Here is a 16,212-nt window from a genome sequence, read left to right as displayed (position 1 = left end):
GGGGATCGGACGTTCCATTCTATCCCGGCCATTCTATCCCGGGATGCGCACCTGCACCCGCAAACCGTGCAGCTCCGTGGATCGCCCGTAGCGGATCTCGCCGCCGTACTGACTCACCACGTCGTGGACGATGGACAGACCCAGCCCGTGGCCGGGGGTGGACTCGTCCAGGCGCATCCCGGGCTGCCCCAGTCGCGCCAGCTTGTCCTCTTCCACGCCGGGACCGTCGTCCTCGATCTCCGCCTCGACGCCCACCCCCTGGCGCACGCGCACGCGCACCCGTGAGCGGGCCCACTTGCAGGCGTTGTCCAGCAGGTTGCCGAACAGCTCCAGCATGTCCTCGCTGTCCACGGCGGCCGGCTCGCCCTCGATGTCCAGGGCAATGCTCACCCGCTCCCCGTAGAGACGCCGCAGGGCATCGACCAGGGGCTCCAGCTCGGCGCGGGCGTCGAAGCCCGCACCGGGGTGATCCCGGCCGGCCAGGCGCGCGCGATGCAGTTCCCGCTCCACGGTGTTGCGAATGGCCTGCAGCTGCGCACGCAGGGCATCGGCCGCAGCCCGGTCTCCCCGCTCGGCCAGCTCATCGGTGATCTGGCTCATCACCGCCAGCGGGGTCTTCAGGGCATGACTCACGTTGCCCAGGGCGCGGCGGGTGCGCTCCAGGCGCAGGCCGTGATGACGGATGAGCCGGTTGACCGCCTCCACCAGGGGCTCGATCTCCCGCGGCGCCTGCACCTGCATGGGCGCGGCCCCGCCGGCCTCCAGTCTGCGGCAGGCCTGCACCGCCGCATCCACCGGGCGCAGGGCGCGTTGCACGATCAGGTACTGGATCAACAGCACCAGGCCGACGCCCAGCAGCATGACCGTGAGCAGGCTTCGCTCGAGCCGCGCCACGGTGCTTTCCATGGCGCTCAGGTCCTCGGCCACCGCGATGGTGACCGGCTCGCCTTGCACCCGGTAGCCGCGACTGTAGATCAGCAGGCTCTGCCCGGCAGGCCCCGGCGCGCGGCTGATGCGCTGTTCGCCGGGCGGCACGGGTTCGAGCGTCAGATCCGTATCCCACAGGGAGCGTGAGCGCAGCACCGTGTCGCCGGTCATGATGCGAAAGTAGTGCCCCGATAGGGGCGTTTCGTAGATGAGTCCTACGGTGCGCGAAAACAGCTCCACCGGCTCGGTGCCGTCCACCAGCCGGCCGTAGAGGGTGTCGGCGTCGTGTTCCAGGCGCGTGACCACGTAGTCCTGCACCAGGGCGCCGGGGATGATGCGCAGGCCCACGGCCTGGGCGGCCAGGAGCAGCAGCAGGCTGATGCCCACCAGCAGGGTGATGCGGACCTTGAGGGAACGCATGTCAGGTCTTCCTCAGCACGTAGCCCTGGCCCCGGCGGGTCTCGATGAGATCCCGGCCCAGCTTGTCGCGCAGGCGGCGCACGTAGACCTCGAGCACGTTGCTGTCCCGTTCGCTTTCGTATTCGTAGAGGTGTTCGGAGAGCTGGGTCTTGGAGAGCACTTCGCCGGGATGGCGCAGGAAATAGCGCAGCAGGCGGTATTCGGTGGCCGTGAGCGCCGTCTCCTCGCCCGACTCATTCAGCAGGCACTGGCGCTGCTCGTCCAGCCGCCAGGGGCCCACATGCAAGACCGTGTCGCGCACCGGCGCGCCCCGGCGCAGCAGGGCCTGGACCCGGGCCAGCAGTTCCTCGGTGTGAAAGGGTTTTCCCAGGTAATCGTCTGCGCCCGCGCGCAGCCCTTCCACCCGTTCCCGCCAGCCGTCCCGGGCGGTGAGGATCAGCACGGGCATGGAGAGCCCGGCCCTGCGCCAGGCGGTGAGAATGTCCAGGCCGGAAAGATCCGGCAGGCCCAGGTCGAGGATGACCAGGTCGTAGGGTTCGGTCTCGCCCAGGTGCCGTCCATCGATGCCGTTGGCGGCGAGATCCACGGCGAGGCCCTCCCTGGCCAGCCGTTGCCGCAGGCGCGGCCCCAGTTCGGCGTCATCCTCGACGATGAGCACCCGCACCGGTGTCAGTCCTTGATCTTGCGCTTGAGCACGCGACCGGTGGCCGCATCCATCTCAAGCTCATGGACACGTCCTTCGGCGTCCAGGATCTTGAGCTCGTAGGTATAGCGGCCGTCCTCGCGCTCCAGTTCCGCCTCGATCAGGTGACCGGGCTGCTCCTGACGGGCACGGGTCATGATCTCCTCCATGGCCATGATCTGGCCGCTCTCGCGCAGTTGCAGGACCTCGTTGTAGCGCATGCGATCGCTGGCAAGCGCGGCACCGCTGCCCAGCAGGGCGGCAACCAGGGTGGTGACGATCAGGGTCTTGGCTTTCATGGGTCTATCTCCTCACAGGGTTTCAGTTTAGATGCAAGGGGCCAGGCCGGTCTTGCTCATCGTCATCCCGCGCCGGCTTGGCCCCGGTGAACATGGCGCGGATGAGGTTTTCCCGGTGCAGCAGGCTTTCCACCAGCACACCGAGGACGTGTACGCCAACCATGAGCAGCACCAGGTTGGCCAGGAATTCGTGCAGGCCCTCGATCCCCTCGGCCAGCCAGTGGGGGCTGCCGGCCATGAGCCCGGCCAGCGGCCCGGCCCCCTCCTCGGCGCTCAGCAGGGCCATGCCGGAGAGGGCAACCAGGGGAAGGGTCACCAGCAGGGCGAGGATCATCAGTCCGCCGGCGGGGTTGTGGCCCAGGTGGCGCTTCGCCCGGCCCAGGAACAGGTCCCGGACGTAGGCCAGGGCCACCCGCGGCGGGCGCACGAAATCGCTGAAGCGGGCGTGGCGGGTGCCGATGACACCCCAGGGGAGACGTGCCAGGATCAGGCCGAGCGCGGTGTAGCCGGCCAGGGTGTGCAGGTCCAGCCAGGCATCGCCGGAGAGGTAGGCGATGAAGAAGGCAGCCGCCAGGCCCCAGTGGAAGACGCGCACGAAGGGGTCCCAGACGCGGATTTCAGTGTGCTTGTTCATGACCGTGGCGCTCCCGTGATGTCGAACATGGACGCAGTGTGCACGGCCAAGCTGAAATGAAACTGAAAGGGGATCGGTGTAGAACTTCCCTCAGGTAGAGAGACTCTCAAGACCCATGAACCGCATCCTGCGACTGCTGGTGCTCGCCGTCCTGCTGCTGGGCCTGTCCGGCTGCACGGTGCGTTTCGTCTACAACCAGCTGGACTGGCTGGCCCCCTGGTATCTGCGCAACTACGTGACACTCGACGACGCCCAGCGGGCCATGCTGGACGAGCGCCTGGCTGTGCGCCTGGACTGGCATTGCAGCAGCGAACTGCCCCGCTATGCCCAGTGGCTGCGCAGCGTCGAGGCCGACCTGCGCGCCGGCGAGGTGAGCGCACAACGCCTGTCCGCGCACCTGGAGGTGGCCGAGATCTTCCTGAGAAGCCTGGGCAGCCGTCTGCCGCCGGACGCCGCCGCCCTGCTGGTCACCTTCTCGGACGTGCAGATCGAGGAGCTGTTCGAGAACCTGGAAGACCGCCTGGCGGACAACCGCAAGGAGTTCGTGGACAAGCCCGCCGAGGTGCTGCAGCAGGAGCGGGCCGAGCGCATCGAACGCCGCCTGCGCCGCTGGCTGGGGCGCCTGAACACCGCCCAGCAGGCGCGCCTGGAGGCCTGGAGTGTGGGCCTGGCACCCTTCGGGGAGCCCTGGCTTGAGAACCGCGCCCGCTGGCAGGCTGATCTGCGCGAGGCCATCGAGGGCCTGCGCCACGACCCGCTCGCCCTGGAGGCACGGCTGGAGACCCTCCTGGTCTACCCGGAACGGGGCTGGTCGGAGGAATACCGCACGCGCATGGACTTCAACCGGGAACAGACCCTGGCCCTGCTGGTGGATCTCTACCGGCTTTCATCGGAGCGCCAGCGGGAACGGCTCATCAGCCGCATCGGCAGCCTGGCCCGGGACTTCGAGCGCCTGAGCTGCGCGGTTGAGACAGCGGCTTGATTCAGAGTGGGAAAGATCATTTTCTCGCGGAGGCGCGGAGGCGCGGAGATTTCAGAAAGTTGATGATTCGTTTTCCCCGTGTCCCCGTGGCTCCGTGAGAGGACAGGTTTTCTTGCCAGCAGAAAACCATCCTCTCACGGAGCCACAGAGGCACGGAGGAAGTTCAACAATAAGTTCAGTTTTCCCCGCGCCTCCGCGCCTCCGCGAGAGAACATGGTTTTGACTCTCCCCAAGCCATGACAGCGCCACACCGCAAGCGGGTGTACAATCCGCAACCCGCCATTGCCTGATCACGAAGTGCCATGAAGACCCCGGAACTGCTCGCCCCCGCAGGTACCCTGCGCAACCTGCACTACGCCCTGGCCTACGGCGCCGATGCCGTCTATGCCGGCATGCCCCGCTACAGCCTGCGGGTGAGGAACAACGACTTCAGCCGCCTGGAACAGCTGGCGAAAGGCATCGAGGCGACCCACGCGGCGGGCAAGCGCTTCTTCCTGGCCACCAACGTGCTGCCCCACAACAGCAAGGTGAGGAGCTTCCTCGCGGACATCGAGGCGGTGGTTGAGCTGGGGCCCGACGCGCTGATCATGGCCGACCCGGGACTGATCATGCTGGTGCGTGAACGCTGGCCGGAGATGCCCGTGCATCTCTCGGTGCAGGCCAACACCATGAACTACGCCAGCGTCAGATTCTGGCAGCAGCTGGGACTGACCCGCATCATCCTGTCCCGGGAACTGTCCCTGGACCAGGTGGAGGAGATCCGCCAGGAATGCCCGGACATGGAGCTGGAGGTGTTCGTACACGGCGCCCTGTGCATTGCCTATTCCGGGCGCTGCCTGCTGTCGGGCTATTTCAATCACCGGGACGCCAACCAGGGCACCTGCACCAATTCCTGCCGCTGGGATTACACCGTGCATGAGGCCACGACCGATGCCAGCGGCGATGTGCAGCTCTGGCGCCCGGACGAGGACGAACCCGAACGCGACATCCGCGCGCAACAGCCTTACCTGATCGAGGAACGTGAGCGCCCCGGCGAGCTGATGCCCGTGGAGGAGGACGAGCACGGCACCTACATCATGAACTCCAAGGACCTGCGTGCCGTGGAGCACGTGGAGCGCCTGGTGCGCATGGGCATCGACAGCCTGAAGATCGAGGGCCGCACCAAGTCCCACTACTACGTGGCCCGCACCGCCCAGGTCTACCGGCGCGCAATCGACGATGCCGTGGCCGGGCGCCGCTTCGATCCCAGCCTGCTGGGGGTGCTGGAGAACCTGGCCAACCGGGGCTACACCGACGGCTTCTACCAGCGCCACCACGACAGCGAATACCAGAACTACCTCACCCAGCATTCCGACAGCCTCAAGCAGCGCTTCGTGGGCGAGGTGCTCAGCTACGAGCCGGCCAGTGGTCTGGCGGAGGTGGAGGTGAAGAACAAGTTCGCGGTGGGAGACACCCTGGAGCTGATCCTGCCCGAGGGCAACCGGCGCTTCACCCTGGAACGCATGGAAGGCCCGGAGGGCGAGGCCATGGCCGAGGCGCCCGGGGCCGGTTACCGGGTGCGCATCCCATTGGAAGCGCAGTCCTGCGAGATGGGTCTGCTGGCGCGGGATCTATGCTGAGCCTGATATCCGGTGGTGTGGCGGGAATGCGCCAAGGTCAGCAGATTTAATCACGCCAAGCGCGCGGAGGCGCAGAGGACGCAAAGTTTGTTGATCATCAATCCTTTGCGCCCTCTGCGTCTTTGCGATCTCTGCGTGATCAGCGTTGCTCACCCAAACCTACTCATCATCGGGAAAGCTTGAGGCCCACCCGGGTGATGCGTGCGCCTTCCATCTCGCGCACCACCAGCTCCACGCCGGCCAGGGACGCGCGGTCGCCGACCACCGGCGCGGTGTGCAGTTTCTTGCGGATGTACTCCTCCACCGTCTGCTCCGCCACGCCCTCCGGCAGCGTGAGCCCGTAGGCCAGGGACAGGTCGCCCAGCTGCGCATCGCCGTTGAGCACGAACTCGCCGAAGAAGGTCTGCTCCGAAAGACGCTTGGGCGCGGCCCGAGGCACGAACAGGCGGTCCAGGTCCGGCAGGTCATCCGGCGCCGCCATCAGGTAGAGATAGTCGCCGGCGCGCAGGTCCAGCAGTTCCAGGGACTCCAGCAACTGCTTGTCCCGCAGGTGGGCCACCACGCGCACGCTCTTCGGCAGCACGAAGCTGGTCCACTTCTCCTGCACCACCGGGGTGTTGTCCGCCAGGCGATAACCCACCAGCTCCATCTCCTGCTGACCGGGGATGTCCAGCTCCACGCGCTGCACCACGTGGGTGGTGGGCGGCACCTCCAGGCGCAGCAGCCGCGCGGCGGGCGCCACGGTCCAGCCCTGTACGACCAGGGAGATCAGCACCACGAAGAACACGATGTTGAACAGCATGGTTGCCTGTTCCAGACCGGCCAGCATGGGGAACAGGGCCAGGATGATGGGCACCGCGCCGCGCAGGCCCACCCAGGCGATGAAGCCCTGCTCGCGCCAGGGGAAGTGGAAGGGCAGCAGGGAGATCCACACCGCCAGGGGGCGGGCCAGCAGGATCAGCACGGCGGCGATCAGCAGGGCATCCACGGCCACGTCCACCAGCGCCGAGGGCGTCACCAGCAGGCCCAGCATGAGGAACATGCCGATCTGGGACAGGCGCGCAATGCCGTCGTGGAAGCGGTTGATGTTCTGGCTGGCCTGCAGCGGCCGGTTGCCCAGCACCAGGCCCGCCAGGTAGATGGCGAGAAAGCCGGAGCCGTTGACCTGGCTGGCGATGCCGAACACGGTGAGTCCACCGGCCAGGGCCGCCAGGGGATAGAGGCCGGGGGCGAGGTCCAGGCGGTTGATGATCCACACCAGGGCGAAGCCGCCGGCGATGCCGATCAGCGCGCCCAGGCCCATCTGCTGAATGAACTCCCAGAGCACCACCAGGCCCATGTTCTGCGGCCCGGTGATGAGCAGCTCGATGAACACGATGGTGAGGAAAATGGCCATGGGGTCGTTGCTGCCCGACTCGATCTCGAGCGTCGCGCCCACGCGCTGCTTGAGCTCAAGACCGCGCCCGTGCAGCAGGGAGAACACTGCGGCCGCGTCGGTGGAGCCGACGATGGCCCCCAGCAGCAGGCCCTCCATCCAGTGCAGACCCAGCCACCAGGCGGCGAAGATGCCGGTGATCCCGGCGGTGAGCACCACCCCCAGGGTGGCCAGCACCACTGCGGGCTTGAGCCCCACCCGGAAGTTTTTCACCGGCGTGCGCAGTCCGCCGTCGAACAGGATGATGGCCAGCGCCAGGCTCCCGAACAGGTGCGCCAGCTGCACGTCGTGGAACATGACGCCGCCGGGACCTTCCTCGCCCAGCAGCATGCCGATGACCAGGAACACCAGCAGGATGGGCGCGCCGACGCGGGCGCTGATCACGCTGGAGAGCACGCTCAGCAGCAGCACCGCGCTGCCCAGCAGGATGATCTGGTTGGTGAGTTCCACTGAAGGATCGGTTCCGATTGGCTGGATTCACGCCTTACGACGTGTCCGGCGTGAGCTGCTTCAGCGTTCCATTATGCCAGATGGGCCGGGGCATTCGGTGCGCGTTGTGCCGGCTGGCGCCCTGTTTGCCACTCGGAGAGACAGTCCGGCGAGGCGCAGCGCATGCGCCTGCCTTGCGCTCATGCCTGGCACATCCCCTCAGAACGCCGCCGCCTCCACTTCCGTGTACATGTGCGCCACCGAGCGGCCCACCTTGTCCTCGAAGCCCGGATACTCGGCCGCGATCTCCGCCATGCGTTCGCGCACCAGGGGCACGGTCTCGAAATCCGGCAGTCCCTGCAGCACGCCGTCCTCCACCGCTGCCCACAACGTGGTGAGATAGGTCTTGAGACGGGTCAGGGTCTCCGCAGCCTCGATGCGCCCGTGACCGGGGATGACCACGGCGGGTTCGAGGGCGATGAGTTCGTGCATGAAGGCGATCCACTGGCCCACGCGCCCGTCCCACACGGAGGGCGCGCGGTCGGTGTAGACCACGTCACCGGCGATCAGCACCCGGGTCTGCGGCAGCCAGATCACCAGGTCGCCGGGGGAGTGGCTGCCACCGGAGGGCAGCAAGGTCACTTCCGTGCCCCCCAGGACCAGGGTGGTGGGCGCGTCGACCAGGCGGTTCGGGAACAGGGTGCGCGACTGCCCGGTGGCGCCGCCGGTCATCTCGTCGAAGCTGCGGATCCAGCCATCCGCCTGGGCCTGCATGCGCGCGGCGGCCTCGCTGCCGGCCAGGATCTCCGGGGACTCCCCGGCAAAGGCATGGTTGCCCAGCCAGTGATCTCCGTGGGCATGGGTGTTGACGATCCAGCGCACCGGCTGCTCAGTGACCCCTCGGATGGCCTCGCGCAGGGCCACGCCCATGGTCTCCGAGGAACCCGTGTCCACCACCAGCACGCCGTCACCGGTGACTACAAAGGCCATGTTGGCATTCCAGCCCAGGTTCTCCGGGTTGGGGAAATCCCGCGCCGGGGTGATCACCGCGTACACGCCGGGGGCCACCTGTTGCGGCGCCATGGGGTAGTCGCCGGGGCGGGCCGTTCCCGTCGGCTGGCCGTCGGCCAACACGGTGAAGGGCGCACACAGGCACAGCAGGATGGTCAGGACGAGACGTTTCACGGGGCCTCCGGGCGGGCATGAACCTGCGGGTCCAGTACACTACACAGACCCTCCGGCTGTGCAAAGGTGCCCATGACCCGCTTCCTGATGACCCTCCCGACCCTGCTGCTCGCCCTGCTCCTGGTAGCGCCCGCCGCCGCCCGCGACCTGCCCGCCTGGCTGCCGGAGATCCCCGAGCCGCCCAAAGAGCCCGAGCGGGGCATTCTGGTGCTGGAATACGAGAACGACCTGTTCGCCGGCGAGGACCGCTATTACACCAGCGGCGTGCGCGCCAGCTGGATCACGCCCGGCTCCGGCGTACCGGGTCTGCTCAGGGACGTGGGAGAACTGATCCCCTTCTTCCCGGGCCAGGGCGAGCTCAAGGCGTCCTGGTCCATCGGCCAGAGCATGTACACCCCCAAGGACATCGAGGAAGCCAACCCCAGCCCGGACGACCGTCCCTACGCCGGCTGGCTGTACGTGAGCGGCGGCCTGGCGGAGGAGACCGGCGACCGGCTGGACCGCCTGCAACTGACCCTGGGGGTGGTGGGGCCCGCCTCCCTGGCGGAGCAGACCCAGAAGACCATTCACGAATTCATGGGCTCACCGATCCCCCAGGGCTGGGATCACCAGCTGGGCAATGAGCTGACCCTGATGGTCAGCTACGAGCGCCAGTGGCGCTCCCGGGTGCGCGCGGCGGATGAGGGCTGGCGCATCGATCTCACCCCCCACTGGGGCGGCACGCTGGGCACGCCCTTCACCCTGGTGAACACAGGCCTGACCCTGCGTGCCGGCCGCGACCTGCCCCACGACTACGGCCCGCCGCGCATCCAGCCCGCCCTGCCCGGCTCCGGACTGTTCGTGCCCCGCAGCCGTTGGGGCTGGTATCTGTTCGCCGGGGTGGACGCCCGGGCCGTGGCCTGGAACACGTTTCTGGACGGCAACCTCTGGCGCGACAGCCCCAGCGTGGACCGGGAGGTGTTCGTGGGCGACGCCCAGCTGGGCGCCGTCCTGGCCCTGGGCCGGGCACGGCTGGCCTACACCCACGTGTTCCGCACCCCTGAATTCAGGAACCAGGAAGAGCGCGAGGACTTCGGTGCCCTGAGCCTGTCCTGGATATTCTGAAAGCCCCCTCCTAAGCCGAATCATCCACAAAAATCCCAGGAAGCCGCCACTGTCGGCTCTCCAGCCGTTCGCCTTCTTTCCCGAATATCCGCCCCTCTGGCCTCAAGAATTCCCTCGAACGCCCGATAAAGGTGCATACGCACCAAAATAAACCTTATATTAAGTGTGCATATCACCCAATTGTTCGCCCGCTCGAGGACTCGTCCATGGAAACCCTGCTGAAACCCGCCACCTGGCTGATGGATCGCTTCCGCTACCCGGTGAAGTTCGCCCTGATCTTCGTGCTGGTGCTGTTGCCCCTGCTGCTCCTGAGCAGCCTCACCATCAGCAACATCAACAGCACCATTGGATTTCTGCACAGCGAGCGCCAGGGGCTGAGCTACATCCAGTCCGTCCGCCAGCCGATCGAATTCATGCAGCAGCATCGCGGCATCATGGCCACGGTGCTGGCTGGCAACACCGGCGCCCGCACCCAGGCGCAGGAGATTCGCGACCGGGTTGACCGCGCCCTGGCGGAACTCTCGGAGGTGGATGCCCGCCTGGGTGGACAGCTTGAGACAGGCAACCGTCTGGCCGAGATCCAGCGCGCCTGGGGCGAGATCAAGTCCGCCAGTGAGAACCTCGCGCCTGCGGAAAGCGTCCGGCGCCATACGGACCTGATTGCCATGACCATGGCCCTGATCAGCCACGTGGCCGACACTTCCAACATCACCCTGGACCCGGACCTGGACAGTTATTACCTGGGTGACGCCCTGGTCAATCGCCTGCTGGGCCTCACCGAGACCATGGGACAGGCCCGCGCCCTGGGTTCCGGCGCCGCCGCCGCAGGACAACTCAGCCCAGAACAGCGTGTGCGGCTAGCGGTGCTGAGCAGCAACATGCGCAGCCTCGACCGCGATCTGCGCTCGGGTCTGGAGGCGGCATTCAACGCCAATCCGACCCTGTCCAGCAGCCTCGGCCGACTGGTCGAGGCTAACAACCAGGCGGTGGCTGATTTTTCGCGCATGCTTCAGGAGCAACTCCTGGATGTGCAGAACATCACCGTGAGTGGTCCCCAGGTGTTCGATGCGGGCACCCGTTCCATCACCGAGACCTATCGCCTCTATGACGCCATGGTGCCGGTACTCGACAACCTGTTCACCACCCGCATCCGAAACCAGACCGCGACCCGCAACCTGGCACTCGTGGTGGTGGCCGGCGTCCTGTTGCTGGTCGCCTATCTGTTCATCGGCCTATACCTGTCCATCCACACCAGCGTACAGCGCATTGGTGATGCCACCCGGCGCATGGCGGGCGGCGATCTGACCACCCGGGTGAGCCTGAACGCCCGCGACGAGATGGGGCAGGTGGCACAACGCTTCAATGACATGGCCGAGCAGTTCGAGGCGTTGATCCAGCAGATCGTCAGCGCCACCAGCCAGCTGGCCTCCGCCTCGGAGGAAGTGGCCGCGGTGTCCAAGGACAGCGCCCGCAACGTGGACCGTCAGCGCCAGGAGACCGATCAGGTGGCCACGGCCATGAACGAGATGACCGCCACGGTGCAGGAGGTCGCCAGCAACGCCGCCGGTGCCGCCGGTGCCGCCAGCAACACCGACAACGAGGCCAAGGGCGGACTGCAGGTGGTCAAATCCACCTCCCAGGCCATCACCGGTCTCGCCAGCGAGGTGGAAAAGGCCGCCGAGGTCATCAGACGCGTGTCTGCTGACAGTGAGACGATCGGCGCGGTGCTGGACGTCATCAAGGGCATCGCCGAGCAGACCAATCTGCTGGCGCTGAATGCCGCCATCGAGGCGGCCCGCGCAGGGGAACAGGGCCGGGGTTTCGCCGTGGTCGCCGACGAGGTGCGTACACTCGCCTCGCGCACCCAGCAGTCCACCCAGGAGATCGAGGAGATGATCGAGCGTCTGCAAAGCGGCGCCCGGGAGGCGGTCAAGGCGATGGGCGCGAGCCGGGAACGCGCCCAGCAGGGTGTCGAGCAGGCCAACGAGGCGGCCGAGGCCCTGGAGGCCATCACCCGCGCCGTGGCCACCATCAACGAGATGAACACCCAGATCGCCTCGGCGGCGGAGCAGCAGAGTGCCACCACGGAGCAGATGAACCGCAGCATCATCAGCATCAGGGAGATCGCTGAGCAGACCGCCAGCGGCGCCGAGCAGACCACCTCAGCCAGCGATGAGCTGGCCCGGCTGGCCGCCGAGCTTCAGTCCCGGGCGGGCAACTTCACCATCTCTCACCGCCCATCCTGACGGCGGGCCACATCCATGCCGGCGCCCCTGGCAGGCGCCGGCATGCCATACTCAGGACACACCACGGAGGATTCACGCACCGAGCCCCCGTCCATGCCACGCACGACAACGCCACTGCTGTTGTTACTCCAGGCGAGCCTGGCCCTTACCTTGTACTGGCTGGCGTCACCGGCACAGGCCGCACACCCTCCCGAACGCCAGAACCTCTGGGTGCTCGACATCGAAAACGACTGGTTCGCCGGCACCGACCGCTACTACACGGGCGGACTGCGGGTGACCCGGATTCGTGCCCCGGGCAAGGCAACACCCTGGGCACGCACGCTGGCCGATGCCCTGCCTATGTTCACCGCAGAGACCCGTCTGGGCACCACCACCGCCCTGGGCCAGAACGCCTATACCCCAGCGGACAAGGACGCGCTGCCCCCGAACCCGGAAGACCGGCCCTATGCCGGCTGGCTGCACTTCACGGCTGGCCTGGACGGCATCACGGACCATCGGCTGGACCGGCTGCACCTGACCGTGGGCGTGGTGGGTCCCGCCTCTCTGGTGGACCGTACCCAGCGGCTGATTCACGAGGTCACAGGCCCGGCGTGGCCCCGGGGCTGGGAGTACCAGCTGCACAACGAACCCACCCTGATGCTGAGTTACGAGCGCCAGTGGCATGCGCTGGACCGGGGCATCGGCCAGGGTGGCTGGGAGGCGGACTTCACGCCCCACGCCGGCGGCAGTCTCGGCACGCCCTTCACCTTCCTCAACGCCGGCTTCACGATCCGCGCAGGCCGGGACCTGCCCTGGGACTACGGCCCGCCCCGCATCCAGCCTGGCCTGGCGGGCTCCGGCATCTTCCAGTCACGGCCGGGGCTGCATGGCTACGGATTCGCGGGGGTGGACGTGCGCCTGGTCGGCGTGGACCTGTTCCTGGACGGCAACACCTGGAGGGACAGTCCAAGCGTGGACAAGGATCCCTGGGTGGGGGATCTGTTCCTGGGTTTTGCCCTGGGCATGGAACACGTGCGTGTCTCCTACACCCACGTGGTGCGCACCCGGGAGTTCAGGAGCCAGGAGAGCCGGCAGAATTTCGGCGCCCTGTCGATTTCGTGGATTCATTGATGGGGCGTGAGATGGGAGCGTGATCGGTACTACTGAGCGCTGCTGGCCATCTCTTTTCACTAACACTCGACCAAAGACCTTTTTGCCACAGAGGGCACAGAGGTCACAGAGAAAAAGCGATTCGGGTGTTCTTTGCGTTGGTCGGGCTTAAGCCCGACAGCGGTGCCTCTCGAAGCATGGACAGGTCGGGCTTCAGCCCGACCTACGCATGCCATGCCATGATTTTCCTCTGTGACCTCTGTGTCCTCTGTGGCAAATCGCCTTCCCCTACCGTTTTCTCTCAAGCTGAGACACATCCCGCACCGCGCCCCGCGAGGCGGAGGTGGTCATGGCGGCGTAGGCCTTCAGGGCGTTCGACACCACCCGCTCGCGGCCGATCGGCTTCCAGGCATCGCTACCCTTGGCCTCCATGGCCCTGCGGCGCTCGGCCAGCACTTCGTCGGAGACCGCCACGTTGATGTTCCGGCCCGGGATGTCGATCTCGATCAGGTCGCCCTCCTCCACCAGACCGATGGGGCCGCCCTCGGCCGCCTCAGGCGAGACATGGCCGATGGACAGGCCGGAGGTGCCGCCGGAGAAGCGCCCGTCGGTGATCAGCGCGCACTCCTTGCCCAGGCCCTTGGACTTGAGATAGCTGGTGGGGTAGAGCATCTCCTGCATACCCGGTCCGCCGCGCGGCCCCTCGTAGCGGATGATGACCACATCGCCGGACTTGATCCGGTCGCCCAGGATCGCCTCCACGGCCGCGTCCTGGCTTTCGAAGATGCGCGCCGGACCCACGAAGCCGCGCAACGTGGAAGTGGGCACGCTGGTGGTGTAGCGCAGCTCGTGGGCCTCGAACATGCTCATGTCCACGCCCGCGGTCTTCACCACGCAGCCCTCGGGGGCGATGTTGCCGTAGAGCACGGCCAGGCCGCCGTCCCGGCTGTAGGCGTGCTCGATGTCGCGGATGCAGCCGTTCTCCCGGTCCAGGTCAAGACTCGGCCAGCGCTTGTCCTGGCTGAAGGCCTCGGTGGTGCGCACGTTGCCGGGGCCGGCGCGGAAGAAGGTCTTCACCGCCTCGTCGCCGGTACGCATCACGTCGTAGGTCTCCAGGGCCTCACCCAGGGTCCGGCTGTGCACGGTGGGCACGTCGCGGTGCAGCAGGCCGCCGCGGTCCAGCTCGCCCAGGATGCCCATCACGCCGCCGGCCCGGTGCACGTCCTCCATGTGGTATTTCTGGGTGGCCGGCGCGACCTTGCAGATATTCGGCACCTTGCGTGACAGGCGGTCGATGTCGGCCATGGTGAAATCCACCCCCGCCTCCTGGGCCGCGGCCAGCAGATGCAGCACGGTGTTGGTGGAACCGCCCATGGCGATGTCCAGGCACATGGCGTTCTCGAAGGCCTCGAAGCTGGCGATGGATCGGGGCAGGACCGATGCGTCGTCCTGCTCGTAATAGCGTTTGGCCAGCTCCACCACCAGCCGCCCGGCCCTCAGGAACAGTTCCCGGCGATCGGCGTGGGTGGCCAGGGTCGAGCCGTTGCCCGGCAGGGACAGGCCCAGGGCCTCGGTCAGGCAGTTCATGGAGTTGGCGGTGAACATGCCCGAGCAGGAGCCGCAGGTGGGGCAGGCCGAGCGTTCCATTTCCATCACGTCCGCATCGGACTCTTTCGGATTGGCGGCGGAGACCATGGCGTCCACCAGGTCCAGGTGCACCTCCTTGCCACCGATGATCGCCTTGCCGGATTCCATCGGGCCGCCGGAGACGAACACAACGGGGATGTTCAGGCGCAGCGCGGCATTGAGCATCCCGGGGGTGATCTTGTCGCAGTTGGAGATGCACACCAGGGCGTCGGCGCAGTGGGCGTTGACCATGTACTCCACGGCGTCGGCGATGATCTCCCGGGAAGGCAGGGAATAGAGCATGCCGCCGTGACCCATGGCGATACCATCGTCCACGGCGATGGTGTTGAACTCCTTGGCCACGCCGCCGGCCTTCTCGATCTCCCGGGCCACCATCTGGCCCAGGTCCTTCAGGTGCACGTGGCCGGGCACGAACTGGGTGAAGGAGTTGGCGATGGCGATGATGGGCTTGTCGAAGTCGCCGTCCTTCATGCCCGTGGCGCGCCACAGGGCCCGGGCGCCGGCCATGTTGCGGCCATGGGTGGTGGTGCGGGAACGATACTGGGGCATGGGAAACTCCGGGTCTTGAATTCGGCTGCTGAGCCATACATTTTACACCGGCAGGACACCGGGCCACACCATGCCCTCGCTCCCGGGAGGGAATCGCCCTAACATGGACGACATAGGGCGCCCCGTGGGCGCCGCCTTAGCCATCGAGATGGCGCCCACGGGGCGCCCTATGCGTACCCAGCCACTTACACGGGAGCAGAAACCATGCAACTGACCATCGACGTGGAAAACATCAAGTGCGGCGGCTGCGCCGGCAGCATCAAAAAAGGCCTGTCGGAGGATCCGCGGGTGCAGTCCGTCGAGGTGGACGTGGCCGAGGGCCGGGTGAGCGTGGAGGCCGGCGAGGACATCCGCGCCGAGCTGGTGGCCCGCCTGACCAAACTGGGCTACCCGGAGAAGGGCTCCGTGGAAGGGATGCAGGCGCTGAAGGCCAAGGCCAAGTCCTTCGTGAGCTGCGCCGTGGGGCGCATGGGCGACGACAAGTAGCCCGCCCCATGCGGACCGCCCTGCCCACCCGGCTCGCCTGGCTGACAGCTGCGCTGCTGGTCTTCGGCCTGCTCGCGACCCTGGCGGACGCGCGCCAGCCCCAGGGCCTGCCCCAGACCGGACTCCCGGTCATCGAGCTTCGCATCGGCGAGCAGGTGATCACGGCCGAGGTGGCGGACACGGAATCCGCCCGACGCCACGGGCTCATGTTCCGCGAATCCCTGGCGGAGAACCACGGCATGCTGTTCGTCTGGGAGGAACCGGCGCGCTATGCCATGTGGATGTTCAACACCCCCCTGCCCCTGTCGGTGGCCTTCATCGATGCCGAGGGACGCATCGCCAACATTGCCCACATGCAGCCCCACAGCACCCGTGTGCACGAGGCCGTGCGCGAGGTGCGCTACGCGCTGGAAATGGAACAGGGCTGGTTCGAACGCCGGGGCATCGGCGCCGGGGATCGCGTGCTGGGGTTGCCTTGA

Annotated in this window: 14 protein-coding genes; 7 read left to right on the top strand and 7 right to left on the bottom strand. The window is 67.0% G+C overall.

The window, feature by feature from the left end; genetic code table 11:
- Nucleotides 1-33 precede the first annotated feature (33 nt).
- Genes TGR7_RS02925 through TGR7_RS02910 form a run of 4 tightly spaced genes read right to left on the bottom strand, consistent with a single transcriptional unit; the run spans nt 34 to nt 2,962 of the window.
- Nucleotides 34-1,347 (bottom strand): sensor histidine kinase, encoded by a 1,314-nt coding sequence (locus TGR7_RS02925; protein WP_012637174.1) that lies wholly within the window; start codon nt 1,345-1,347, stop codon nt 34-36.
- A 1-nt stretch (nt 1,348) separates the two neighbouring features.
- Entirely contained in the window at nt 1,349-2,011 is a 663-nt protein-coding gene (locus TGR7_RS02920; RefSeq protein ID WP_012637173.1) for a response regulator transcription factor, read from the bottom strand.
- Between the two features lie 5 nt (nt 2,012-2,016).
- Nucleotides 2,017-2,328, bottom strand: coding sequence for a PepSY domain-containing protein (locus TGR7_RS02915; RefSeq protein WP_012637172.1), 312 nt, complete (start codon nt 2,326-2,328; stop codon nt 2,017-2,019).
- A gap of 22 nt (nt 2,329-2,350) precedes the next feature.
- Nucleotides 2,351-2,962, bottom strand: a complete 612-nt coding sequence (locus TGR7_RS02910; RefSeq protein WP_012637171.1) for a cytochrome b/b6 domain-containing protein — start codon at nt 2,960-2,962, stop codon at nt 2,351-2,353.
- 115 nt (nt 2,963-3,077) lie between these two features.
- On the opposite strand from TGR7_RS02910, the gene TGR7_RS02905 reads away from it, so the two are divergent.
- Entirely contained in the window at nt 3,078-3,944 is an 867-nt protein-coding gene (locus TGR7_RS02905) for a DUF6279 family lipoprotein (protein ID WP_012637170.1), read from the top strand.
- 302 nt (nt 3,945-4,246) lie between these two features.
- Nucleotides 4,247-5,563, top strand: coding sequence for a prephenate-dependent tRNA uridine(34) hydroxylase TrhP (gene trhP / locus TGR7_RS02900; RefSeq protein WP_012637169.1), 1,317 nt, complete (start codon nt 4,247-4,249; stop codon nt 5,561-5,563).
- Between the two features lie 166 nt (nt 5,564-5,729).
- On the opposite strand, the gene TGR7_RS02895 is transcribed toward trhP, so the two are convergent.
- Together TGR7_RS02895 and TGR7_RS02890 are read right to left on the bottom strand one after the other, a co-directional pair.
- Complete coding sequence (locus tag TGR7_RS02895) at nt 5,730-7,448, bottom strand: potassium/proton antiporter (RefSeq protein WP_012637168.1); 1,719 nt, start codon at nt 7,446-7,448, stop codon at nt 5,730-5,732.
- Nucleotides 7,449-7,646: 198 nt separating this feature from the next.
- A complete protein-coding gene (locus tag TGR7_RS02890; protein ID WP_012637167.1) occupies nt 7,647-8,612 on the bottom strand; it encodes an MBL fold metallo-hydrolase in 966 nt (321 codons plus the stop codon).
- Nucleotides 8,613-8,684: 72 nt separating this feature from the next.
- On the opposite strand from TGR7_RS02890, the gene TGR7_RS02885 reads away from it, so the two are divergent.
- The 3 genes from TGR7_RS02885 (at nt 8,685) to TGR7_RS02875 (ending at nt 13,072) form a co-directional block, all read left to right on the top strand.
- Nucleotides 8,685-9,716 carry a lipid A deacylase LpxR family protein gene (locus TGR7_RS02885; protein ID WP_012637166.1) on the top strand — a complete coding sequence of 344 codons (1,032 nt, stop codon included), beginning with the start codon at nt 8,685-8,687 and terminating at the stop codon, nt 9,714-9,716.
- A 206-nt stretch (nt 9,717-9,922) separates the two neighbouring features.
- Nucleotides 9,923-11,962 carry a methyl-accepting chemotaxis protein gene (locus TGR7_RS02880; RefSeq protein ID WP_012637165.1) on the top strand — a complete coding sequence of 680 codons (2,040 nt, stop codon included), beginning with the start codon at nt 9,923-9,925 and terminating at the stop codon, nt 11,960-11,962.
- Between the two features lie 93 nt (nt 11,963-12,055).
- A complete protein-coding gene (locus TGR7_RS02875; RefSeq protein WP_012637164.1) occupies nt 12,056-13,072 on the top strand; it encodes a lipid A deacylase LpxR family protein in 1,017 nt (338 codons plus the stop codon).
- A 267-nt stretch (nt 13,073-13,339) separates the two neighbouring features.
- On the opposite strand, the gene ilvD is transcribed toward TGR7_RS02875, so the two are convergent.
- On the bottom strand, nt 13,340-15,247 hold the full coding sequence (ilvD, locus tag TGR7_RS02870) for a dihydroxy-acid dehydratase (protein ID WP_012637163.1): 1,908 nt from the start codon (nt 15,245-15,247) through the stop codon (nt 13,340-13,342).
- 210 nt (nt 15,248-15,457) lie between these two features.
- On the opposite strand from ilvD, the gene TGR7_RS02865 reads away from it, so the two are divergent.
- Both TGR7_RS02865 and TGR7_RS02860 read left to right on the top strand, forming a co-directional pair.
- On the top strand, nt 15,458-15,733 hold the full coding sequence (locus TGR7_RS02865) for a heavy-metal-associated domain-containing protein (protein WP_041442416.1): 276 nt from the start codon (nt 15,458-15,460) through the stop codon (nt 15,731-15,733).
- An 8-nt stretch (nt 15,734-15,741) separates the two neighbouring features.
- Nucleotides 15,742-16,212: a DUF192 domain-containing protein gene (locus tag TGR7_RS02860; protein ID WP_012637161.1), complete on the top strand. Its 471-nt coding sequence runs from the start codon at nt 15,742-15,744 to the stop codon at nt 16,210-16,212.

It is taken from the genome of Thioalkalivibrio sulfidiphilus HL-EbGr7, from assembly GCF_000021985.1.
Taxonomy (GTDB): Bacteria; Pseudomonadota; Gammaproteobacteria; order Ectothiorhodospirales; family Ectothiorhodospiraceae; genus Thioalkalivibrio_A; species Thioalkalivibrio_A sulfidiphilus.
The sequence above is the reverse complement of the archived record's forward strand: the minus strand, read 5'-3'. Positions and strand labels throughout refer to the sequence as shown.

What these genes read in the sequence shown, in the direction of transcription:
- TGR7_RS02925 (WP_012637174.1), bottom strand. Translation starts at nt 1,347, where the DNA reads ATGCGTTCCCTCAAGGTCCGCATCACCCTGCTGGTGGGCATCAGCCTG.
- TGR7_RS02915 (WP_012637172.1), bottom strand. Translation starts at nt 2,328, where the DNA reads ATGAAAGCCAAGACCCTGATCGTCACCACCCTGGTTGCCGCCCTGCTG.
- TGR7_RS02910 (WP_012637171.1), bottom strand. Translation starts at nt 2,962, where the DNA reads ATGAACAAGCACACTGAAATCCGCGTCTGGGACCCCTTCGTGCGCGTC.
- TGR7_RS02905 (WP_012637170.1), top strand. Translation starts at nt 3,078, where the DNA reads ATGAACCGCATCCTGCGACTGCTGGTGCTCGCCGTCCTGCTGCTGGGC.
- trhP (WP_012637169.1), top strand. Translation starts at nt 4,247, where the DNA reads ATGAAGACCCCGGAACTGCTCGCCCCCGCAGGTACCCTGCGCAACCTG.
- TGR7_RS02885 (WP_012637166.1), top strand. Translation starts at nt 8,685, where the DNA reads ATGACCCGCTTCCTGATGACCCTCCCGACCCTGCTGCTCGCCCTGCTC.
- TGR7_RS02880 (WP_012637165.1), top strand. Translation starts at nt 9,923, where the DNA reads ATGGAAACCCTGCTGAAACCCGCCACCTGGCTGATGGATCGCTTCCGC.
- TGR7_RS02875 (WP_012637164.1), top strand. Translation starts at nt 12,056, where the DNA reads ATGCCACGCACGACAACGCCACTGCTGTTGTTACTCCAGGCGAGCCTG.
- ilvD (WP_012637163.1), bottom strand. Translation starts at nt 15,247, where the DNA reads ATGCCCCAGTATCGTTCCCGCACCACCACCCATGGCCGCAACATGGCC.
- TGR7_RS02860 (WP_012637161.1), top strand. Translation starts at nt 15,742, where the DNA reads ATGCGGACCGCCCTGCCCACCCGGCTCGCCTGGCTGACAGCTGCGCTG.